Source organism: Neobacillus sp. DFD-2R (genome assembly GCF_057747865.1).
Genome location: NZ_CM173228.1, coordinates 178,187 through 199,927, shown reverse-complemented (window position 1 = coordinate 199,927; position 21,741 = coordinate 178,187). Strand labels below are relative to the sequence as shown.

The window sequence follows — 21,741 nt, the reverse complement described above, 5'->3', positions numbered from 1 at the left end:
TGACAGTCCGAATAACACTCTCTTTCGGACTATCACAATCAATTTTCCGCCTGGCCTGTCCGAATGAACCTCGTATTCGGACTATAACAGGCAATTTTCCGCTTGGACTGTCCGAATAACACTCGTATTCGAACTATAACAGGTAATTTTCCGCTTGGACTGTCTGAATACCAACGGCATTCGGACTATCACAAGCAATTTACCGCCTGGACTGTCCGAATTCCACTCGCATTCGAATTCGCTTTGTGTATAAAGTGTTTACACATCACGATTACAAAATTGATAATTATTTCTCCCTAATTGTTTTGCTTTATATAGGGCCTCGTCCGCATTTTTCAATAGTGATGAGGTATCTTTACCACTAAATGGGTATTGGGATATACCGATCGACGATGTCGTGATAAATTCATGATCCCTAATCTTCCATGGTTCTTGCAGCATTGCTAATATTCGCTTTGCCACTTCCGACACATCCACTGTGGAAGAGATTTTCGGCAGCAGGATCGCAAATTCGTCTCCACCTAATCTAGCCAGCATATCCATTTCGCGAATACACGTTTTCACGCTCTTGACAAGCTGAACTAACAGCTCATCCCCCACATCATGTCCGAGTGTATCATTTACCCATTTAAATCGATCAATATCCAAAAACATAACGGCAAACGATTCCTTTGTCCGCTTTGAAAGGACTATTTGCTGACGGAGGCGGTCCATAAATACACGCCTGTTCAGTGCACCTGTTAAATAATCATAAAAGGCCATTCTTTCCAATTCTGCTTCCTGCTGTTTCCGCTTTGTAATCTCTCTGGAAACACAAAGAACTCCGTTTAATTCGCCCAACTCATTCTGTACAGGGGTTCGCTTTGTCTCAAGCCAAACAAAATGCCCCAATCCATGTTGAAACCGATATTCCACCGTATTTGACTGCCTGCTTTTAACAATATTTTCAAAACTGTTTATTACCATCGGCCGATCCTCTTGAAAAATCTGCTCCGTATTGAGCAATGCTCCTACAGGCGGTTGAAATCCTAAAACCGTTTGGTAGGAAGGGGATGCATATAAAACCTTCCTCTTCGGATCAAGAAGTAACACAAGATCTGTCATATTCTCTGCAATGAGCCGATAGCGCTCTTCGCTTTCCATTAGTTTTTTCTCTGCGATTTTTCTTTCACTAATGTCTCTCGTAATCGCGGCAACCGATGTTATTTTCCCTTCGGCATTCCGGAGTGGTGAAAGACTTAAACTTACTTCAATCATACTTCCGTCCTTTCGGCGGCGAACGGCTTCCATATCATTGATGGAGCCTCCATTTACAACTAAATCAAATATCTTTTTTGAATCTACCCCATCTTTTGAAACAATCATCGAAAGTTCTTTTCCAAGTATCTCTTCTCTTTTATATCCATAGATGACTTCAAAGGCGGGGTTCACATCTAAAACACGATTAGATAAATCATGAACATCAATGGCTGCAACCGTGCTTTTAAAAAAGGATTCTAATTTTTCCTTTGTTTGAATCAATTCATCTTGAATCCTCTTTTGTTCCGTGATATTTTTGGCAATACCGAATACACCTGTGACCTTATCGTTCACGATGATGGGAATATTGGTAATCTCAAGCTCTAAACGCTCCCCTTTTTTATTAAAAATTGAGGATTCGTAGTTTCTGGTTTCTCCTTGCAGCGCTTTTTTGAAATTTTCAAATGTAAAGGCCAGCTTATCCGGTGTCATCAAGGGGGCAAATGATTGGCCCATTAGTTCTTCCAAATCATACCCGGTGATTTTCTCTACCTCATGATTCGCCTGACGGAAATGGCCGTTCAAGTCAAATTGAAAAACCGCATCGGGATGGTGCAGGAATAGTGACCGATAACGCTGCCTGCTTTCTTCCAGCTGCCGTTCTTTTTCCATTTGTTCCGTCATATTTCTCCCAATCCCTAAAATATGGGTACATACTCCATTTGAATCGAGAATGGGGGTTATGATAATATCCCCAAGTATAGTACCTGTGGAGGATGTAAGAGTCTCTTCGAATCTTATCGATTTATGTAAACTAAGTACTTGATTTAAAATATGGTTGAGATTCGTTGCATAGTGCGCCGGAAGAACCTCATCCACGAATTTTCCAAAGCGTTCCTCTTTAAAACCAACTTTAAAAGCAGCCGCATTCGCTTTAAAAAACCGAAAGCGCCCGCCTATGACTTCAAACAAGATAGCAATGTCAGACATTTGATTAAATACTTCATCCATAATCGTCAATAATGTGTTTGGCATTTCAATCCCCTTTGATTGAAGCGAAAATTCATAATGTATAGTTTTCCTCTTTTGATTTTTTTGGATATTCTTATATTATTTTCAATTCATGCCTTTCTAACCATCTTGGATTAATTTATACGATTAAATAAGTATTGCACTTACATTAACTTCATAATTTTCAGTAATTAAGATATACCCTCCGGATATTCCATAGGTATTTTTTATCATTAGGCGAAACTATCGCTGGTATCGTTTTCCAATATTATTCGCTAGATTTGTTATTTTGTAGAATTAGACTGTCAACATTTGCATATTTTTGTACGAAATGGAGGTAATTCATGGTAAAATAATAGAAAATGAGAATTGTAGAGGTGATATACTAGATGAAAAAAACCATTGTCCGTGCTTTATCGACAGCAGCTCTCTTTTCGACGGTTTATGCCGGAACTGCCTTTGCCGATAGTAATCAAGTTCAACAAAAAGGTAATTCCTTATCGCAGATTGCCTCGAATTTTCATACAAGTGTCAGTAATTTTAAGACGCCTCTTTATGTGAATCAGACTATTAACACGTCAACCACCTACATCGTTGTTAAAGGTGACGCCCTGATTAAAATTGCCAACCGGTTTAATGTTTCCGTCGGTGAGCTAAAGCTGTGGAACCATCTCGATAACACGATCATTTATGTCGGACAAGCATTAAAGGTTTCGGCTCCAACAGGAGTATCGGCGAAAGTGACCACGACCGCGACCACAACTGCAGCACCGTCGGATTATACCGTTCAGAGCGGCGATTGCCTTAGCAAAATTGCCGTAAAATATAGTATGACGGTTCCGCAATTGAAATCGCTCAACAATCTCACATCTGATCGGATTTATGTCGGGCAAAAGCTGAAGCTTTCAACGCAAACACCTTCACCTACACCAACACCAACTCCTACGGTTTCAACACCGAAGCCTGTGGTGACACCAAAGCCTGTGGTAACAACGCCTGCTTCGACGGTGAGTACTTATACCGTGAAAAGCGGTGATACCCTTGGAAAAATTGCCGGCCAATACGATATGAAAGTCCAGCAGTTGATGTCGCTCAATAACCTGACTTCAACGTTGATTTTTGCCGGGCAACAATTGAAGGTAACAGGTCAGGTCACTTCGGCTCCCCCTGCAGCCTTCGACGAATCACAATTCGTTCCAATCGCAAAAAGCTTGATAGGTACTCCTTACGTATGGGGCGGCAGTTCTTTATCCGGGGTTGATTGCAGCGGACTCATTTATATTGTGGCAAATAAAGCAGGTCTTTCCATCGGCCGCTATACAGCAGCCGGCTTCTACAGCCGCTCTTACTACGTCTCGACACCCAAACCAGGTGATCTCGTATTTTTCGAAAATACATATAAATCAGGGATCTCTCACGTCGGAATCTACATCGGCGACAACCAATTCATCCACGCCGACGAAAAATACGGAGTTAAGATCTCTAATTTAAGCAGTACCTATTACACTCAACATTTAGATGGATTTAAGAGATTTTACTAACATACATAAGCCAGTCCCCAATAATTGCGGGGGCTGTTTTTATTGGTGTTGGGTGGTGGTTCGGGGTAAATTAGGTGATGTGGCAGATAAATCGGGCAAAGTGGCAGGTAATTTGATGAAATTGGCAGGTAAATCGGATAAAGTGGCAGGTAATTTGATGAAACTGGCAGGTAAATCGGACAAAGTGGCAGGTAAATCTCATATTAAACCCCAAAAAGGTAACCCGTGGCCAGTCCCAAAGTGCGAGGACCAGCCTTTTTCATGCGTATTTCATTTGTTTTTTACAATAAAATCAACAAATGCCTTCAAAAGAAGGATAATGAGAAATGTAACGATAAATGAATAGAAGAATTCCACTGACGAAGGCAATTAAAACGGATACCAGGAGGTTGCCGATTCCTTTACACTATTGTTTAGATTTTTATGGAGCTCCTCTATATGCCGGTACACAATCCAACACCTTTAAAAACAGATTTTTTCAATGTAATTGTTCCCTGAATTCAACCATTTTAATACAATCACAGGCGCTTTATGGACAAGTTGGATCGTGATCAAGACTTTATTGCTTGTGAAAATTAATCCGGTGCATATTCTTTAGACCTTTTCATGTTGAAAGGTCTTTTTTTTACTTTCTAACCTTCTCCTCCTCTAACAGCGAATTTTTGGGTATAATAAAGGAATATGGTTTTTTCGGATTTTTTTAGCAAAGGGGGACGCGGCTTTGGAGTCGATAGAATTGCAAAGACTCTCCTGTGATGTGCGGGAGCTGCTGCATCCGCATGACGCCGAGGATGCGAGGCTCGTTCAAAAGGGTTTGATGCTGTACCGGCAAGGGATGGTGGGGCCTGTTTCGATTGGCGAGGATTCGGTAACGGCGACTGTGCAGGATGTGACACCTGTCAAGGTTCGGCTTGACCTCACATTTTTGTCGATGAGCGAGTGCTCCTGTCCGAATGAAGGCTTATGCCGCCACCAAATGGCTGTATTTTTTAGCGCTTATGCGAAAATCGGCAGTGTTGCCGAATGGGTGGAGGAGTGGCGCGAGCCGATGAAGGAGAAGAAGGAGTTTACGAACTGGGGCATACAGACGGCGAAGGATCTGATCAAGGCAAACGGCGTGCTGAAGCCCGATTACAGCCGCTGGGTCCATTCGTTCGAGGTCAGCTTTGATACGCTGCTTGCTACGAAAAACTACACGAGCCCGTTTATCATTACGGAGCTGTTCCAAATTTACGAGCGGCGGATTCACGCAAGTGCTCCCGTGGAGCAGGAATGGCGCCTACTTTATGAGTTGGTTGGAATTGTTGTTTCTTTTAAAAAATTGGCCGTTCTCAGTGAGCAAGCAGGGCACACCGAGGACATGGTGCGGCGCGCCTATCTCCATCTTTTTCATAATATGATGGATGATGCCGAGGATCTTGTGCAAAAAATCGGTATTCAATCGCTGCCCTTCGATTTTGACGAGTTTATTTTGAAATTAAAGGACGATGCGTTTGAGCTGCTGACGGCGGTCCGGGGATTGGAGCTTGAACGGGTTTACCTCTACCGCCTGCTGTGGACGCATCTTTTTAAAAAGAAACCTTGGCGCGAGGAAGAAATCAGGAAAATCAATGAGCGTTTAAAGGAGCTCCACGACTGGGAAAACCCGCTGCCGCTGACGATCGCAGGAATTCACTTGAATTTCTTGCTTGGTGACGATGAGCCGGGGTTAAAAATGATCGGGCACATTGAGGATGAAGTGATCACGCCCTATTTGATCCATTGGATTGACCTATTGTCACATCAGAAAGCATGGAAACGTGTCGCGCCATTGATTGATTTATTTTTACAAAAAATAAAAGTGTATTTGGAAGAATTGGGCGGTTATCATTCATGTTCAAGCTTTACGAAGACGGCGGTGAAGGCGATTGCGCCCTACTGTGCCGAAAATGGACGCACGGACCTGTTCGAGCGCGCCCTGACACAGACGCTCCCCTACAGTTTCGCCGATTACGAATATTTGTTATTTGAGCGCGGCCAGTTTGATCGGTGGGGCGAGCTCCAGGCATATGTGGGCTTAAACTACTATGACCTGCCGAAGGATCGCTTGAAAATAGTTGAAAAAGAAAAGCCTGAGGTACTGCTCGGCATGCTCCACCAGCTGGCACAGCGTGAAATCGAGCAAAAAAACCGCCAAAGCTACAAGCTAGCGGTCCGCCACCTCAAAAAGCTGCGGACATTATATAAAAAAATGAAGCGTCCGGACGACTGGGAATACTTCTTTGACACACTTCTCGATAAAACCAAACGGCTGCGGGCGTTTCATGAGGAGTGCAAGCGAAGTAAGTTAATTGAAGGTTGAGTGCCTGTCACCGTTCGTGGACAGCACTCCACTTTTGTCCACTCCATACGGACATTCCAGAGGGGTCAGCCCCTGGTACGATGAATGCAAAAAGGAGCATATTGATCGATGCTTAAAACAAGGTTTGTTAAATTGCGGACAATCAAATTAGATGAGGGGCGTTATCTTCTGGCTGCTGAGGATGAGCGCGGGCATTTGATGGATCCATCGATGTGGAAAAATCTCGTTTTTAGCCGTCACGAGGAAAGCTTTTTTGGGACGATTTTGGAAAATGAGGAAGCCAATGGGATTGAGGGCGTGAGCCTTAGCGGCTGGCAGCTTGTCACTCTTTTTGCCAAGGAGTCGTTCAATCGGTTTATCGATTGGGACTGGAGTGAGGAATCCGAGATTTGTCTCGCCGCCGCGCATGCCCTTTATGACGGGATTTTGGAAAAAGACTGGCTCCCCGACTTTTCGGTGTGGGAGCACGGAGACTTCCGCTGGCTACTTCCCGAACGGGTAAAGGATGAGTTTGATCCGTCTTTTTGGGAGCAAGAGGTTGAGGATGGTTCACAGCCCGGTGATGAACCCGGTACGGGAAGCGTGAAGGTTTTCATCTCCGACTTATACAACAGCGCGCTCGATTCGTACCTGACCAGAAATTCGGCGATGAAGGAGCTTTTCGGGCCAAAGCTTGATTTGTTGAAAAAGCACAATATTTCCGGCGGTGAACTTGCCCGCTATTTTGATGAAGAAAGCTGGCTGGAGTGGGTCGGAATCAAGGAAAGCGATTCGCCGTTTACGGTCGGCTTGCGCCTGGAGGAACCCGTTGATGGCGTGGGTGATTGGAGCCTTGATGTCTTTTTGCGCGGTAAAAAAAATAGCGATGAGGTGTACGGAGTAGATTCGACCGTTCCCGCAAAGTGGCGTACCTTTTTGGAGCGGGTTGATCGTGAACAGAGCCGCTGGGTACGGTTGATACCATGGCTGAGCGATGATCGTGAGGATATGATTGGTTCCGGTGTTGCGGCCCCGGCAGATGACACAGAGGGCACGGCTGATGGTTCGGTTGATGGCGCAAGCGCACCCCTTCCCCGCCTGAAATCCCGCCTTTCCGAGGAAGAAGCGTGGATGTTTTTGACCGAGGCAAGTGAAACGCTGGTTGCGTTGGATGTTGAGATCCTTCTTCCTTCCTGGTGGCAGGCGATGAAAAATGCCAATCTTAAGGTGAAAGCGTCGCTTAAAGGAACGGGGAGCCATCGACCGTCATTTGTCGGGCTTCAGGCCATGCTCGACTTTAACTGGCGGTTTTCGATGAACGGCGTCGATCTGTCCGAGGATGAATTTGGGAAGCTTGTTGAGGAAAAAAGGCGGCTTGTCTACATCCGCGGCCGCTGGGTCAAGCTTGACCCGCAGTTTATCCGGCAGATTCAGGATTTAATGAAACGTGCGGAAAAAGAAGGCCTACATGTTCGCGATTTACTTGAGCAGGAGCTCGTGGAGTCGTCTGCCTCCGAGGATGAACTCGAGAATCCAAAAGCATTTGCGAAGATTCAAATTGAATTAAATCGGCAATGGAAACAAATGATCAAGCAGCTGTCAGAGGTGCACGAAATCCCGCAGCAGCCGGTACCTGCCGGTCTGAACGGTGAGCTCCGCCCCTATCAGCAGCTTGGAATGAGCTGGCTTTGGTTTTTACGGCAATACGGGTTTGGCGCCTGTCTCGCCGATGATATGGGCCTCGGAAAAACAGTCCAGTTGATTTCTTATTTATTGATGGTAAAAGAAGAAGCAGGGGCGGTGCCTGTCAATGAGTTAGTGCCTGTCACCGCAAAAAACCGCCGCAAGAAGGAGCAAGCGGATGCTCCTGCCAAGGTCCCGACGAATGCGGCATTGATTATTTGCCCTACCTCCGTGCTCGGAAACTGGCAAAAGGAGCTGGAGCGCTTTGCACCGGATATGAACGTCTATCTGCACTACGGGTCCAATCGCCTGAAGGAAGAAGCTTTTACCGAAAAAGTAAAAGCGGCAGATGTCGTGTTGACCTCTTTTGGCTTAAGCCATTTAGATTTGGCGGAATTTGAGTCGATGATATGGAGCTCGATTGCGATTGATGAGGCGCAGAACATTAAGAATGCCCAAACAAAGCAATCGAAGGCCGTTCGCAGGCTGAGGGGCCGTCATCACATCGCCTTGACCGGCACGCCGATGGAAAACCGTTTGTCGGAATTGTGGTCGATTTTTGATTTTACCAATCATGGCTATCTCGGCAGCTTGGGTCAATTTCAAAAGAAGTTCGTGATTCCGATTGAAAAAGATGAGAAAAAGGAAAAAGTGACGGAGCTGCAGGCGTTGATCCGACCGTTCTTACTGCGGCGGACAAAAAAGGATGAAGAGGTTGCCCTCAATCTGCCTGACAAGCAGGAACAAAAAGAGTACTGCCCGCTTACTGCCGAGCAGGCTTCATTGTATGAGCAGCTTATTCACGACACGTTTGCTGAGATTGAAAAGCTGTCGGGCTTTGAGCGCAAAGGGTTAATTTTGCAAATGCTGAGCCGCTTAAAGCAGTTGTGCAACCACCCTGCTCTTTATTTAAAAGAAAAGTCGGCAACGCGCCAGCTCCTCGAGCGTTCCAATAAAATGGAGAAGCTGGTTGAACTGATTGCTGCTGTTTTGGAGCAAGGGGAAAGCTGCCTGATTTTCACCCAATATATTGAAATGGGCGAAATGATCAGAAGCACCTTGAAGAAGAAGTTTGGCATTGAGGTCCCGTTTTTGAACGGAAGTGTGCCGAAGATGCAGCGTGACGACATGATTGAGCGGTTCCAGAATCAGAAGTTCCCCGTGTTCCTGCTGTCCCTGAAAGCGGGCGGAACTGGTTTGAACCTGACTGCTGCAAATCACGTCATCCACTATGATCGTTGGTGGAATCCTGCCGTCGAGAATCAGGCCACCGACCGTGCCTACCGCATCGGCCAATCCCGCTTCGTCCACGTGCACAAGCTCATTTGCACCGGCACACTGGAAGAAAAAATTGACGCCATGCTCGAAAAGAAACAATTCCTGAACGACCAAATCATCCAAAGCGAAAACTGGATCACCGAACTATCCACCGACGAATTGAAGGACTTGGTGTATTTGGGATAGCGGTGGTGCCTGTCACCGTTTGTGGACATTCCACTCATTTTGTCCGCATCTCGCGGACAACAGGTTTAAAATGAAGCACAAAAAGAGATCTAACATCTTATTCATGTTAGATCTCATCATCATATTTATTAATCTAAAATAACAATTTTCACAGTCTTTCTGCCCCATACTCTCGCCTGTGCTGACGTTGGCATTAATACGTCGATTATATGGCCATGAATGGCACCGCCGGTATCACCCGCAACGGCCACACCATACCCTTCTACCCAAACTTTTTTTCCTAATGGTATTACTGATGGGTCTACGGCAATTAATTTCATATTTGGATTTTGTTTAATATTATAGCCTAATCTTGTGACATCTCCCGAGCTTTCCGGGCTGTATGCAGTCGCAGTCACATACATTTCTTCGCCTTTTCCCTTCTGTACTGACGAAGCTTGAGGCTGCGGTGATGCAGTTTGCGGCTGTGGCGATACAGCAGCGGCCTGTGCTTTCGCTGCTTCTTGCTCTTGGCGGATCTTTTCCTGTGCCGCTTGAATTTGTGCGACAATGCCTGCCTTTTGCTGTTCGGCAAGCGCCATTTGTTGGCTAATTTGACTGAATTTTTCTTGCATTACCGTTAAAGCTTGTTGTCTTTTTTGCAAATTTTGATTGAGCTCAGCCTGCTGTTTAGCAAGAGCATTTTGTTCCTCTTGTAAACTTTGCTGCTGTCTATCAATCTCTTTTTTATCTTGTTCTATTTTACTAAGGTCTTCCTGTTGTGCACCTAAAATATCTTTATCCGCACTAAAAAGAGCCGTAACGGCACTTGCACGTTGAATAAAATCATCAAGATCTTTCGCTTCTAAGAAAACTTTTATCACTAAACTGAGATTATCATCATGCTGAAGAGCCACTAGTCTCTTTTTCATAACATCTTTACGGGCAGAAATTTTGTCCTCAAGAGTGACAATTTCTTCCTTTTTCTCTTCTATAAGTTGATTTGTTGCGGCAATTTTCGTTTGCGTTTTAGCCATTGCCTCTGTATTCGATGCAATATATGTATTTATAGATTGCATTTCTTGTTGAATATTTTCTATATCTTTATTAACAGCTTGCTGTTCTTTGGCCTTCTGATCAAGCTCCTGTTGGACATTTTGCAAAGCCTCAGAGTTTGTTTGTGCATATGTCACCACGTTACCCGATACACACAAAATCAATGTAGAAATTACGAGAATCATGCGCTTAATTCCTTGCATACACTTTCCCCCTTTAACCTAGTTATACCAGAAATATGTGCCAGTAATGTTACAAAAGGATTAAAAGTGTATCTCATTTTGTCATAAAACAGAGAAAAACAACCTATGGTGCCTGTCACCCTTCGTGGACAAAGCCGCCAATTTGTCTCCTACTGACGGACAACAACAAGAGTGAGTATGGCTTTTAAGCTTCAATCTTCCCTTTCCAGCTGCTTGCCTTCTTCCAAAATCCGCGCTTTTTTCTTTTTTCTTGGTCGGATTTTATCGTTTGGGTATTGGAGCAGATAGGTAACTTTGTCGCCTTCCTTTATTGCGAAGTGATTAAAAACATTGAGTACCTCTTCATCGGTTAGTTTTTCATCATCGTCTATTAGCTGCAAAGATTGATTACGGTATGTAAATTGAATGTTTTTATCAAAGATGCGGATAGAAATTTTCTTTTGATTATCATAAGGGACTGATTGATAGGAACTACTCTTCGTTGAATGGACTGACTGCTTTGATAGTAAAAGTGCATCGTAAAAACCGGGCTTATTCTTGATCGTCATTTCGTTTCCTTCCGATATTTCGCCGATAAAAATTATTGAATCACTCTTGGTTTTATCATCTCTCATTCGATCAAATACCTCCAAATATTACAATTACTTACATCATTTAATATTATTCGACGATAATTTCAAATTTCCTTCCAATTGCATTATATTAAAAAGCACTCTATTAGAACTCTATTAAATGCAGCCTCAACGCAAAAAAAATTTTAACTTGATTTACTCACCACCTCTATCAAGGTGAGTAAAATGCATAAAAACAAAATGCAGGCACAAAGAAGCCGCTGAAATCTATGTTCAGCGGCTTCGATAAAAAAAACAGGGGGGTTTTTCCCTTAGTATTGCCGGCTGAGCCTTATTTATACATACATATGAAATTTTTCAGGAAGACTCTTTTCAAAAATTTGACAGAAAAAAATTTCCGGCAAAATGACTGCCGGAAACAAAAAAGTAGGAGTTCCTTTCGGAGAGTTGATTGAATTTCTTTAGCAAGTGAAACGAGTTGCGGGGAAATTTTTTTAAACTATTAATGGGTTTCGGAAGAGACGGGCGATGGTGTAAGTGTGGAGTATATCGGGATGGGGCCTCGTTCCTTTAATTCGACTTTCATAAGCCATTCCAGCTGGTTGACTCGACTTTGCAGGCTGTCCATTTTTTGATTGGCCTTACCTACCATTTTAATCAGACTTTCAAGTAATTGCTCGGCAGCATCATTATTAGAATGCAAGTGTTATTTCCTCCTTTTGTCCCGCTTGAACGTTGCGTTCGTCGTGCGGTTTCGCGCTCAGGAAGCGGACCGTTTCAGCCACCACCTCAGTGACAAAAATCCTTCTCCCTTCCTGGTTGTCGTAATGGCGGGTTTGCAGCCTCCCTGTAATCCCTACGACGGAACCCTTCCGGCAATATTGGACCGTATTTTCAGCTGCTTTTCTCCAGAGCGTGCATTGCACAAAATCCGTATCGATTTCCCCGTTATGATTCCGAAAATGGCGGTTCACAGCCAGCGTCACATTGGCGACCGCCGTTCCTTCTGCCGTCTTCTTAATTTCCGGGTCCCGCGTTAACCTCCCGACAAGTGTGACTTGATTGATCATTAACACATCTCCTCTCCTTTTGATGGCTCTATCATATCTCCGGCCCTCCCTTGTTGTAAAATGGCGAAAAAGCTGTTTTCTAACCCCTTTTGGTCCTCGAAATCAATTTTTCTCTAAGGAGAAATGACCCTTATCGATACTCTTTTTGTACCAAAATACCTGATTTTCAGGTTTCGACAAATACTTTTCGACATTTGCTTCCTTTTCGCGTATGTTATAATTTAGGAGAAGAAATTTTCAGTGGACATTAATAGATGCTGATGAGGAAAGTGTAATAAATTTACAGGAGGTACTCACGGATGAAAACCTTTAAGTTATACTCATTGGAAGTTGTGGAAGATGGAACGTTGGTTGATGTTCCATTGAAGGATGGATTGATTCTAAATAAAGAGGACGACCGCTCTACCTGGCTGCTGGAGGCATACACAGATCTATCCCTCTATGATTATTTCAAAAAAATTTCCGAGCAGGATCGCGACATTATCGTTGAGGCCGTCATTACGAAAAAGGAAAATGCCCCTGCTTATTTTCAGACCAAAATTTGCTCGTTGCTCAAATTTGAAGAACATATTAGCGTTTTGCTCGAAGGCCAATTGCGCCGAAACCGGAGCGACTATTCCGAGCTTCTGCTCGAAAATTTACTGCAAAAGGGTCTTCAAGGCCAGCCCCTTCTCGACGAATTCAAGGAAAAACTAAAAAGCAAACCAAAGTTAAAAGTCAAAAATTCATAATAAAATGACCAGGGAGCTCGCCCTGGTCATTTTTTCGTAAGGCTCTTTTCGTAAACTTTGTTGCTTTTGATACGTAATAAAGTTCATTTAATAAGTTTCTAGGCAATTTTCGCAAATGTTCTCACGAAAAGATGCCACGAAGCTTCTAATTATACGGGTTGATAAACTTATACGAAAAACAACAATCTATGCGAAAATAGCCTTTCGTAAAAATGATTCCTACTCCTTCTTATCTCCAAGCGCAAACGTAATCTCGGCCTCGCAAGCGATTTCTCCGTCGACAGTGGCAACGGCTTTGCCTTTTCCAATCGGACCGCGCAGACGCACGATTTCGACCTCAAGACGCAGCTGGTCACCCGGTTTTACCTGTCTTTTAAAACGACATCCGTCAATTCCGGCAAAAAAAGCTAACCGGCCGCGATTTTCTTCTTTTTTCAACATGGCAACCGCCCCAACCTGTGCCAAAGCCTCCACGATCAAAACGCCCGGCATTACAGGATAATCAGGAAAATGGCCGTTAAAAAACTCCTCATTAGCCGAGACATTCTTAATCCCGACAGCACTTTTCCCTTCCTCAACCTCCAAAATCCGATCAACTAACAAAAACGGATAACGATGGGGAATAATTTCTTTAATTTGTGTAACATCCAGCATCTTAGTACCTCCTACTAGTAATAGCTATTATATTCTATTCTACTATTTAGGATAGACAAAAAGGAAGGGAAATTTCCTTTCCTCTCGAATTTATTCCTTTTCCACCAAATCGCGGATATGTGTCCAGGTTGACCCCTTAAAAACATCTGCTATCTTCCCGTTTCCAAGCACTCCATATCCTACCACTGCGCCGCTCAGCGTACAGACAAAGATGAGCACAACCAAAATCACAATCCGAAGCCAAATCGGAAACAGCCGAACCCTGACCCGATCCGTCTCTTCCACTTCCTGCGATTTTAATTTCTTATATTCTTCTCTCGTATTCGTCGGATCATTGACAGACATTCTTATTCCCCTTTTACCGAATTTCCGTTTATGTCTATTATAACCATTTTAAAAAATTGACTCTATTTGGTTCGCGATACGTGTTCAGCTTAGCTGTAAGGTTCATTTTTTCAAAAAATAGTACCGCACTTTCCTATCTATTTTATTATAAAAAATTATTGGAAAATAGCCTTCTTGCAGAAAAATCCCCAAATTAAAAAGCCCAATGATCAAGGCTTGTCTTGCCTTTGCATTAGACTTTTTAGACGGGGAGTTTACCCCAATTTTCTTTTTGCTATACGATCAATGTTATCCAGCATGATGCCTGTTCCGATAGCTACGCAGTCCATTGGATTTTCGGCAACGAGTACGGGAACCTTCAGTTCATCCGCCAGCAGCATGTCGATGCCGTGCAGCAGGGCACCGCCTCCGGTTAGAATGACGCCGCGGTCAATGATGTCGGCAGACAATTCCGGCGGAGTGCGCTCAAGAACGCTTTTCGCCGCTTGAACGATTACCGCAACCGATTCCCTTAGGGCTTGTTCGATTTCTTCGGAATGAACCGTGATGGTACGCGGTAAGCCGCTAACCATGTCACGGCCGCGGATTTCCATTTCTTCCGAGCGTGATCCTTGGAAGACGGTACCGATGTTGATTTTAATATTTTCAGCTGTACGTTCACCGATCAACAATTTGTATTCGCGCTTAATATGGTTAAGAATCTCCATGTCGAATTTGTCGCCTGCCATTTTGATGGAGGAAGAAGTCACGATATCGCCCATTGAAAGGACGGCAACATCCGTCGTTCCTCCCCCGATGTCCACTACCATGTTGCCGTACGGTTGGAAAATGTCCATTCCCGCGCCGATTGCCGCAACCTTTGGTTCTTCTTCGAGGTAAATCTTTTTACCGCCGCTCTTTTCAGCAGCTTCCTTAATTGCTTTTTGCTCAACGCTTGTAATATTCGTCGGACAGCAAATCAAAATGCGCGGCTTTGATAAAAAGCCTTTAACGTTTAACTTATTAATAAAATGTTTTAACATTGCTTCTGTCACATCAAAGTCAGCGATAACGCCATCCTTTAGCGGGCGAATCGCGACAATGTTCCCGGGTGTACGTCCCACCATACGGCGCGCTTCCTCACCAACAGCAAGAACGCGGTTTGTATTTTTATCAATTGCCACAACGGACGGCTCATTCAATACGATTCCACGGCCCTTTACGTGAATTAACACGTTAGCCGTACCTAAATCAATCCCAATATCCCTAGCAAACATTCTCTTTTCTTTCCTCCTTGAAAGTGAATACACCATACTTTCCTAATTGTTTATTGTACCATACTCATTAAAATTTCCATACTTTTATTAAAAAAAGATGTAAATTTTTGCAGAATAATGTCGTACTCGGAGGATTCATGAGAATGTCCTTAAAAGATAATGAAAAATACCTTAGATTATTTAACCGTTTCTCCTTCTCTCTCTTCTTTCTGGTACTTCATTTTTGTCGCTTCCCCACCCCGTAAATGACGGATCGATTTATGATAATCTAATATTTCTTTTACCTCGTTTGCAAGCTCAGGATTAATTTCCGGAAGTCTCTCTGTCAAATCCTTATGGACTGTACTTTTGGATACGCCAAACTCCTTCGCAATCACGCGAACCGTTTTCCTCGTCTCCACGATATACTTTCCAATCTTGATAGTTCGCTCTTTGATGTAATCGTGCACACTCTCGCCCTCCCTAATTTGGATGTGAGAAGTGTGAAATGAGACCCGCTTATCACTTCGACGAAATACTGCCCCGCATGTTGACCCCATACGGCAGAAGTAAGAACACCTTCTGAAAAATACAAGGAATAATCATGTCCCCGACTGAATACCCGTTATCTTCAAACGACTCCTCACCTCAAACACTCTCTTTGTAAAGGTTTGTAACATTTTATTAGCTTGGATACGGGAATATGCAAGAAAAACTCAATCGGGACAAGGCTACTTCCTAAGTTTTTTGAAAATTGGACATATTAAATCCAATCCCCCTTCTTTCGACATCCCCTTGGAACCTCATTCCTTCAAGCCTTTTGCAGGAAATTACCACCCAACCGCACTATTTCCCCAGAAATTTGTCGATAAAAAATGTCGAAAGATTTTTTTAAAAAAACCCCGCCTTGATGGGTTTTTTCGAGGAGGTTAGTCCGGAATTTTAGTTGTTGTTATGTAATTTTTTCGATATCAATTTCATGGTTGCCCGTACTTCTTTTTTTCAACTATTATATAATGGGGAGAGCTCACCTATGCCTTTACATATGGGAAAGGAACGACCCTATGCAACCTTTTACTGAAACCGTGATTGGAATTATTCAAAATATACCCGAGGGACGGGTGATGACTTATGGTCAGATTGCGCGTCTCGCAGGCAGTCCGCGCGCTGCCAGACAAGTGGTCCGCGCCCTGCACTCCATGAGCAGGAAACACCATCTTCCTTGGCACCGTGTGGTTAATTCTAAGGGGCAGATTGCCCTTCAAAATGACGAGCAATTCTTCTTGCTGGAGAGTGAGGGCATTGAGATTGGGCTTGGCGGGATGATTGATTTGGAAAAATTTCAGTGGCATCCGGAATAATATCTAAATCAAGTGAAGGTAATTCTATCTACGTGTAGAATTCTACATATGATAAAAATAATTAAGTGGAGGTAAAATGATGTACCAATCCATTCAAGCATTTATTGAAGATTACAAAGGTGAATCGGAAGTTACCCAAAAATTATTAAATGCGCTTACGGATGAATCTCTAAACCGGGAGGTTGCACCGGGCTTTCGGACGCTCGGCTATCTTGCCTGGCATTTGGTACGAAGCACGGAAATGCTCTTTACGGCCGATGTTAAGTTTGCGGTCCCTCAGGAAAAGGAAACACCTGCGACAGCTGCGGCCATTGCCGAAGGATACAAACAAACAACGCAAGCTCTTCTTGATGCTGTGCAAACGCAACTGAAGGATGAAGATTTGCAGAAAACCGTTAATTTTTTCGGAATGAATTGGAAGACCGATGTGCTCTTATATAATTTCCTCAAACACGAAGTTCACCATCGCGGACAGCTGACAGTCTTAATGCGTCAAGCGGGAATCCCTGTAAGCGGAGTCTATGGCCCGGCCAAAGAAGAATGGGCCGCTTTTGGGATGGCAGCACCGGTATAAGTTATAAAACAAGCTAGGAAAACTTTTGGTTTTCCTAGCCTTTTCTTTGGAATTACACTTTTGTGATTTTACCTGCCACTTCGACCATTTTACCTACCACTTTCAATGTTTTACCATTATTATCAAGATAAAAAGCCTGGCTCGGTAATTTTTCTTCCCCTTCTCCAAAGATTTCATCCATTTTTCAGTAGAAACCCTTATCTCAAAGGATCCTTTAAGTTACCTTTTTTATTTTACCTGCCACTTCACTCAATTTACCTGCCACTTTTGTAATTTTACCTGCCACTTCAAATGTTTTACCTGCCACACCCTCCAAAACTTTTATTTTATCTGCACAAATACATCTCTTACCTTCTTCACCGGCACCTGCGATCCGCCCCGGCCTTGGACATTCTCAATTATCATTGCGATCATAAAATTTGTATTGTAGGCGATGAACCAGCCGTTTTCGGTGCCGGTTTGGCCTTGTTTTTGCTTAATTTCAGCCGTTCCCGTTTTACCTGACAAAGGGTAGCCGGGAATATCGGCGGCGTGGGCTGTTCCACCCGGGTCACCTACAACCTTCCGCAGCATCCCTGAAATCGTTGCCGCGTTTCCACTCGAAACAAGCGAGGCTTTTAGCACCTGACTCTTTTGGTCATCCATCAACAACACCGGCTTCATCATGTTGCCACCATTAACAAATGGTGTATAGGATGCCATTAGATGGACAATGCTCATTTGAATTTGCCCTTGACCATAACCGGAGTCAGCGAGGGCAATTTCACTTCCTAACGCCCCTATCTTCGATGTCTCCAATGGGAACGGATAGACGAGCTCCTCGCCGAATCCAAACTTTTTCAAGCCCTCAGAGAAGGTATCCTTTCCGATTTTTAAAGCGGCTTGAGCAAAATAAATATTGTCTGAGAACACGAGCGCTTTTTCCAGGTTCACCGGGTTGGATTCGTGGACGCGCGTGACGAAATAGCCGCCCCACGAGGCATCTTTTTGCCATTTCGGGCCAATGATTGCCACCAATTGCTCAGGACTGACCGCCTTGCTCTCGAGGCCAATGGAGGCCGTTATGGGCTTCATGACCGAGCCCGGTGCATAGGCCTGTTTGAAGCGTGTTGTTAGCGGCTGCTGAGGGTTATCCTGCAGCGCTTTCCATTCGTCCGCACTATAGCCTAGTGTCGCTTGGTTCGGGTCAAAGGACGGGCTGCTGACCAGCGCCAGCGTTTCGCCTGTCCCCGGGTTCATCGCCGCCGCTGAGCCTGCTTCCCCGCTGAGCTCATTGAAAAGCTTTACTTGTAAACTGACGTCAATTGTCAGCTTCAGTAGTTTGCCGTTTACCACAGGCTTTTCGGCGAGCACTTCTTCGCCGCCCGCTTTCTTTTTAATCGTAATCTTTACACCGCCCGTGCCCCTGAGCTCCTGATCATACACTTGTTCGAGGCCTCTTTTTCCGATTACATCATTACTTGTGTACCCTTTGTCTTTGAGCTTCGTCAATTCGTCGGCTGTAATCGGACCAACATAGCCGATTAAATGGGCGGCCGCCCCTGTGTAAGGGTAAATGCGGGCCCCGACCTTTTTCGTTTGCACGGGTTCCAGCTTAATTAATTGGGCGATCAGCTCAGAATCCTGCATCGATACTTTTTTAAGCGGTACAAACAGGTCAGGTTTCACCCAGCCGGCACCAAGCGCTTGGTTGATTTGATCCGGGGATAATTTTAAAAGTGTTGATAATTGCTGAATCATCTGGTCCTTCTGTGCCCCCAATTTTCCCGGGATTACACCGACCTCATATACCTGACCGTTCACCGCCAGTCCATTTCCGTTGCGGTCGAAGATTTCCCCTCTTACCGGCGCTGTTGTCGTGATGCCGACTGTGTCGCCATCCTTCAATTTCGGAAAAATAAACGTAGAGTCCCAGTCCACATACCAGTTATTTTGGTTGTCTTTTTTTTCTTTTTTTAAATGTGCTTGGCGGGAAAATTTAATCTCGCCTGCAATGCTGTTCATTTTGGCGGAAAACGTATAAGCAGCGGTATTTTCCTTGGCCTGCTTATCGTCTTTGGGCTTTTTGAAGTCAATCTTGAGGTCAGTAATCTGAAGGTCTTTGTAGATTTTTTGATAACGGCTCGTAAAATCCTGCTGCGAGATTTTCTGTTTGGCATCGTTTGAAAGGTAATCATACATCTTATCAAACTTCTGCTGGTTCCATAATGCAATGTATTCCGAAAACCGCTCCTGCGGCGTGGGTTCCTTGCTGCAGCCAGCGAGAATCGCAGCGAAAATGAGCAGAATCCCTATTATCTTTTTCAAGCGAATCACCCCTTTACTTGTTATTTTAACATATTTGCAATAAATAGACTTTTCGGAAAGGTATGCCTATTTTTAAAGATAAAATGTGTAGGCTGCGCAATCCTTTTTATAAATGAAAAATGTGTGTGCACCGCAATCTTCTTAATAAATGGAAAATTTGTTGCCCTGCCAACTAGGTTCATTTTTAAAGGCTCTTTTCGTTAACTTTGTTGCTTTTGAAGCTTAATAAAGTTCATTCACCAAGTTTCTAGGCAATTTTCGCAAATGTTCTTACGAAAAGATGCCACGAAGCTTCTAAGTATACGGGTTGATAAACTTATACGAAAAACAACAATCTATGCGAAAATAGCCTTTTTAAAAGAAAACGCAAAAAAAGAGGAAAGTTATCCCCTTCCCCCTTTTGTTACACTATTATGAGTTTGTATTATCAATTGAATCAGACGAGCTGTCTGATGGAGCGGATGTTCCATCGTTTGTGTTTTGTCCACTTTTTTCGTCAGTCGAAGAGCCGTTTTGGTCCTTCTGGATAGACTTTTTTGTATCAGGAGTAATAGTGGACTGATCGTCTGTTGTATTTGTTTGGTCGCTAGTGGACTTTTCTTCCTGTAAAGTACTTAACGATTTGTCTAAATAATTCGTCGGATTTACAGCAACGCCATCTTTGCGAATTTCAAAATGTACATGGATTCCAGCATTTTTGTTGTACAAGCTTTGTCCAGCCGTGGCAATAACTTGTCCTTGTTTTACTTGATCGCCAACCTTGATCTTCATGTCTTTAACTGATTGATATTGGGTAACAACACCTTTGTCATGTTCGATTTCAATGACATTCCCTAATACAGAATCTTCGTCGACACGTGTCACGGTACCGCTTAATGATGCTGTAACATCAAATGCTTTGCCGTCTTTTGACGTAATGTCGATACCGGTATTTGGCTGATACGTATTATTGTAAAATACTAATGCCGCTTCCTGGTCTTTTGCACTCGCTTTAAAATCATAGAATCCCATTTTTACGACAGCATCCGCAGCATTTGCCACCGGCATTTGGAAGTTTTCCAATGCTTTGTTAACTTCAACAGCTGGTTGGTTGTTCTTACCGGCAAGGTCGTTAGTATTATAGCTGTATTTGTCTGTTGAACTGCTGCTGGATTGATACCATAGAACCCCTGTCAGAATGATTGCTGCACTTGCAATATAAATGGCTGGAAATACCCAACGCTTTTTGAAAAAGCGTTTAACGCTGGAACTTTGAGAAGATCGTTTGTTTTCTTCCTCTCTCATTTTCATCACCTCAGCAATCATTCTGAACAGATAAGTAGAATTATATACACTAGTCAAAAAATTTTTTTAAAACTTATTTTTCGACAGTGGGGATAATTTTATGCATGGGTCAAGGAATTTTTTTGTGCGGTGAATAATAAACACGGTCTTTAAATTTCCCTGTGGAGGACAAATTCATTGAAGTTAACAATTTATGAATAATTTTAGGGGAGTCAATGTGCAGAAATTGCCGTAGCTCCGCGTTCGTTTTGGAAGGTTTTATGAGGAGAAAATATTCATTGATTGCCTGAACGTGGGCCGTTTTTGACTTCGTTTTGCACCTGGGGCAGCACCATGTTCCATATTGATAATTCATAGGAAGGAACCTGCATTCAGGGCAACGGACTCCTGTGAGGATATCATTTGGGGTTAAGTTGAATTGTTTGAGAATATCGGGATTGTCGGGAATGTGATTGGTTAATAGAAGACGCTTCATTTTTCGTAAATCTTTTGTATCTATATTATCCGATTTATAGTAATTTGCTATTTGCTCTATTTTCTCCAAAAAGGATTCGCTATTACAAATATATCGATTCACCTGCTCATTACCAGGTTCCGTAATGATCACCGTTTCTTCCTTACTATTTATAAAAAGGTACATAATCGGCATCTCCGGACAATTATGGTCCTTGAGCCATTTTCTCAGCTTTATAGCCTGTTGCCTAGCCTGTAAAACAGGATTATTAATTCTACTCTTTTTTCCATTTCTCTTAATTGTTGTCTGATTAAAGTCCCTTTCAAAAGTAATTTCTCCTCCTCTATGTTTGACCTGTAGAACTACCCCGAATGCCCTGCATAGGAGGAGGAAATCCATTTGAAAATAGTATTTCCCATCAAAAAGGCGAATGTCGTGGAATATATCATACTTTTTTTGAGAGAGCTGATTTAAGTAAAATTCCATCGATTTTTCCCCTTCATAGCCTTGTAACCTATTTTTATATTCTTGTTCGATTTTAAGCCATTCCGGATTGTCTGTATGTACTCTTCCTTTAAGTACCCCTAATTTTATTACTCTTATTGGAAGAGTAAGAGGTTTTTCAATCAAACGCACCATTCCTTTCTTTCTTTTTTAT

The 21,741-nt window shown here is 43.4% G+C and carries 20 protein-coding genes; 7 read left to right on the top strand and 13 right to left on the bottom strand.

From position 1 onward, the window contains the following. Positions 1 to 258: 258 nt before the first annotated feature. Positions 259 to 2,274, bottom strand: a complete 2,016-nt coding sequence (locus AC3ANV_RS01000) for a PAS domain-containing protein (RefSeq protein ID WP_488311849.1) — start codon at positions 2,272 to 2,274, stop codon at positions 259 to 261. 365 nt (positions 2,275 to 2,639) lie between these two features. Here AC3ANV_RS01000 and AC3ANV_RS00995 point away from each other — a divergent pair, with 365 nt between their 5' ends. The 4 genes from AC3ANV_RS00995 (at position 2,640) to AC3ANV_RS00980 (ending at position 9,258) form a co-directional block, all read left to right on the top strand. Further along, positions 2,640 to 3,791, top strand: coding sequence for a C40 family peptidase (locus tag AC3ANV_RS00995; protein WP_488311848.1), 1,152 nt, complete (start codon positions 2,640 to 2,642; stop codon positions 3,789 to 3,791). Positions 3,792 to 3,846: 55 nt separating this feature from the next. Beyond that, the gene (locus AC3ANV_RS00990; protein WP_488311847.1) at positions 3,847 to 4,137 is read left to right on the top strand and encodes a hypothetical protein; all 291 of its coding nucleotides are present in this window, start codon (positions 3,847 to 3,849) and stop codon (positions 4,135 to 4,137) included. A gap of 375 nt (positions 4,138 to 4,512) precedes the next feature. Further along, the gene (locus AC3ANV_RS00985; protein ID WP_488311846.1) at positions 4,513 to 6,132 is read left to right on the top strand and encodes an SWIM zinc finger family protein; all 1,620 of its coding nucleotides are present in this window, start codon (positions 4,513 to 4,515) and stop codon (positions 6,130 to 6,132) included. 108 nt (positions 6,133 to 6,240) lie between these two features. Next, positions 6,241 to 9,258 carry a DEAD/DEAH box helicase gene (locus tag AC3ANV_RS00980; protein WP_488311845.1) on the top strand — a complete coding sequence of 1,006 codons (3,018 nt, stop codon included), beginning with the start codon at positions 6,241 to 6,243 and terminating at the stop codon, positions 9,256 to 9,258. 128 nt (positions 9,259 to 9,386) lie between these two features. Here the strand turns inward: AC3ANV_RS00980 and AC3ANV_RS00975 are convergent, their stop codons facing one another. The 4 genes from AC3ANV_RS00975 to ssb form a co-directional block, all read right to left on the bottom strand. Then, positions 9,387 to 10,496 (bottom strand): 3D domain-containing protein, encoded by a 1,110-nt coding sequence (locus AC3ANV_RS00975; protein ID WP_488311844.1) that lies wholly within the window; start codon positions 10,494 to 10,496, stop codon positions 9,387 to 9,389. A 191-nt stretch (positions 10,497 to 10,687) separates the two neighbouring features. After that, positions 10,688 to 11,110, bottom strand: coding sequence for a hypothetical protein (locus AC3ANV_RS00970; protein ID WP_488311843.1), 423 nt, complete (start codon positions 11,108 to 11,110; stop codon positions 10,688 to 10,690). A gap of 460 nt (positions 11,111 to 11,570) precedes the next feature. Next, a complete protein-coding gene (locus tag AC3ANV_RS00965; protein ID WP_488311842.1) occupies positions 11,571 to 11,771 on the bottom strand; it encodes a hypothetical protein in 201 nt (66 codons plus the stop codon). Beyond that, entirely contained in the window at positions 11,761 to 12,138 is a 378-nt protein-coding gene (gene ssb, locus AC3ANV_RS00960; protein ID WP_488311841.1) for a single-stranded DNA-binding protein, read from the bottom strand. Before ssb ends, AC3ANV_RS00965 begins: the two co-directional genes overlap by 11 nt. Positions 12,139 to 12,437: 299 nt before the next feature. On the opposite strand from ssb, the gene AC3ANV_RS00955 reads away from it, so the two are divergent. Further along, complete coding sequence (locus AC3ANV_RS00955) at positions 12,438 to 12,869, top strand: YwpF-like family protein (RefSeq protein ID WP_488311840.1); 432 nt, start codon at positions 12,438 to 12,440, stop codon at positions 12,867 to 12,869. Positions 12,870 to 13,088: 219 nt separating this feature from the next. On the opposite strand, the gene fabZ is transcribed toward AC3ANV_RS00955, so the two are convergent. From fabZ to spoIIID, 4 genes are all read right to left on the bottom strand, one after another. Continuing rightward, entirely contained in the window at positions 13,089 to 13,523 is a 435-nt protein-coding gene (gene fabZ, locus AC3ANV_RS00950; protein ID WP_488311839.1) for a 3-hydroxyacyl-ACP dehydratase FabZ, read from the bottom strand. 90 nt (positions 13,524 to 13,613) lie between these two features. Beyond that, on the bottom strand, positions 13,614 to 13,868 hold the full coding sequence (locus AC3ANV_RS00945) for a DNA-directed RNA polymerase subunit beta (protein WP_488311838.1): 255 nt from the start codon (positions 13,866 to 13,868) through the stop codon (positions 13,614 to 13,616). Positions 13,869 to 14,122: 254 nt separating this feature from the next. After that, on the bottom strand, positions 14,123 to 15,124 hold the full coding sequence (gene mreB, locus AC3ANV_RS00940; RefSeq protein ID WP_488311837.1) for a rod shape-determining protein MreB: 1,002 nt from the start codon (positions 15,122 to 15,124) through the stop codon (positions 14,123 to 14,125). A 176-nt stretch (positions 15,125 to 15,300) separates the two neighbouring features. Continuing rightward, the gene (gene spoIIID / locus AC3ANV_RS00935; protein ID WP_071357605.1) at positions 15,301 to 15,573 is read right to left on the bottom strand and encodes a sporulation transcriptional regulator SpoIIID; all 273 of its coding nucleotides are present in this window, start codon (positions 15,571 to 15,573) and stop codon (positions 15,301 to 15,303) included. A gap of 594 nt (positions 15,574 to 16,167) precedes the next feature. Here spoIIID and AC3ANV_RS00930 point away from each other — a divergent pair. Together AC3ANV_RS00930 and AC3ANV_RS00925 are read left to right on the top strand one after the other, a co-directional pair. Then, complete coding sequence (locus AC3ANV_RS00930) at positions 16,168 to 16,464, top strand: MGMT family protein (RefSeq protein WP_488311836.1); 297 nt, start codon at positions 16,168 to 16,170, stop codon at positions 16,462 to 16,464. Positions 16,465 to 16,540: 76 nt separating this feature from the next. Continuing rightward, on the top strand, positions 16,541 to 17,038 hold the full coding sequence (locus tag AC3ANV_RS00925; RefSeq protein WP_488311835.1) for a DinB family protein: 498 nt from the start codon (positions 16,541 to 16,543) through the stop codon (positions 17,036 to 17,038). Positions 17,039 to 17,090: 52 nt separating this feature from the next. On the opposite strand, the gene AC3ANV_RS00920 is transcribed toward AC3ANV_RS00925, so the two are convergent. The 4 genes from AC3ANV_RS00920 to AC3ANV_RS00905 form a co-directional block, all read right to left on the bottom strand. Then, positions 17,091 to 17,219: a hypothetical protein gene (locus AC3ANV_RS00920; RefSeq protein ID WP_488311834.1), complete on the bottom strand. Its 129-nt coding sequence runs from the start codon at positions 17,217 to 17,219 to the stop codon at positions 17,091 to 17,093. Positions 17,220 to 17,359: 140 nt separating this feature from the next. Then, positions 17,360 to 19,354 carry a penicillin-binding transpeptidase domain-containing protein gene (locus AC3ANV_RS00915; protein WP_488311833.1) on the bottom strand — a complete coding sequence of 665 codons (1,995 nt, stop codon included), beginning with the start codon at positions 19,352 to 19,354 and terminating at the stop codon, positions 17,360 to 17,362. Positions 19,355 to 19,756: 402 nt separating this feature from the next. After that, on the bottom strand, positions 19,757 to 20,629 hold the full coding sequence (gene spoIIQ, locus AC3ANV_RS00910; RefSeq protein ID WP_488311832.1) for a stage II sporulation protein SpoIIQ: 873 nt from the start codon (positions 20,627 to 20,629) through the stop codon (positions 19,757 to 19,759). Positions 20,630 to 20,738: 109 nt separating this feature from the next. After that, a complete protein-coding gene (locus AC3ANV_RS00905; RefSeq protein ID WP_488311831.1) occupies positions 20,739 to 21,713 on the bottom strand; it encodes a nuclease-related domain-containing protein in 975 nt (324 codons plus the stop codon). Between the last annotated feature and the right edge of the window lie 28 nt (positions 21,714 to 21,741).

Excerpts from the sequence above, each read along its gene's own strand:
- AC3ANV_RS00955 (WP_488311840.1), top strand. The coding sequence starts at position 12,438 with ATGAAAACCTTTAAGTTATACTCATTGGAAGTTGTGGAAGATGGAACG.
- mreB (WP_488311837.1), bottom strand. The coding sequence starts at position 15,124 with ATGTTTGCTAGGGATATTGGGATTGATTTAGGTACGGCTAACGTGTTA.
- AC3ANV_RS00945 (WP_488311838.1), bottom strand. The coding sequence starts at position 13,868 with ATGTCTGTCAATGATCCGACGAATACGAGAGAAGAATATAAGAAATTA.
- AC3ANV_RS00975 (WP_488311844.1), bottom strand. The coding sequence starts at position 10,496 with ATGCAAGGAATTAAGCGCATGATTCTCGTAATTTCTACATTGATTTTG.
- AC3ANV_RS00980 (WP_488311845.1), top strand. The coding sequence starts at position 6,241 with ATGCTTAAAACAAGGTTTGTTAAATTGCGGACAATCAAATTAGATGAG.
- ssb (WP_488311841.1), bottom strand. The coding sequence starts at position 12,138 with ATGATCAATCAAGTCACACTTGTCGGGAGGTTAACGCGGGACCCGGAA.
- AC3ANV_RS00970 (WP_488311843.1), bottom strand. The coding sequence starts at position 11,110 with ATGAGAGATGATAAAACCAAGAGTGATTCAATAATTTTTATCGGCGAA.
- AC3ANV_RS00995 (WP_488311848.1), top strand. The coding sequence starts at position 2,640 with ATGAAAAAAACCATTGTCCGTGCTTTATCGACAGCAGCTCTCTTTTCG.
- AC3ANV_RS00930 (WP_488311836.1), top strand. The coding sequence starts at position 16,168 with ATGCAACCTTTTACTGAAACCGTGATTGGAATTATTCAAAATATACCC.
- spoIIQ (WP_488311832.1), bottom strand. The coding sequence starts at position 20,629 with ATGAGAGAGGAAGAAAACAAACGATCTTCTCAAAGTTCCAGCGTTAAA.
- AC3ANV_RS01000 (WP_488311849.1), bottom strand. The coding sequence starts at position 2,274 with ATGCCAAACACATTATTGACGATTATGGATGAAGTATTTAATCAAATG.
- AC3ANV_RS00925 (WP_488311835.1), top strand. The coding sequence starts at position 16,541 with ATGATGTACCAATCCATTCAAGCATTTATTGAAGATTACAAAGGTGAA.
- fabZ (WP_488311839.1), bottom strand. The coding sequence starts at position 13,523 with ATGCTGGATGTTACACAAATTAAAGAAATTATTCCCCATCGTTATCCG.
- AC3ANV_RS00920 (WP_488311834.1), bottom strand. The coding sequence starts at position 17,219 with ATGGATGAAATCTTTGGAGAAGGGGAAGAAAAATTACCGAGCCAGGCT.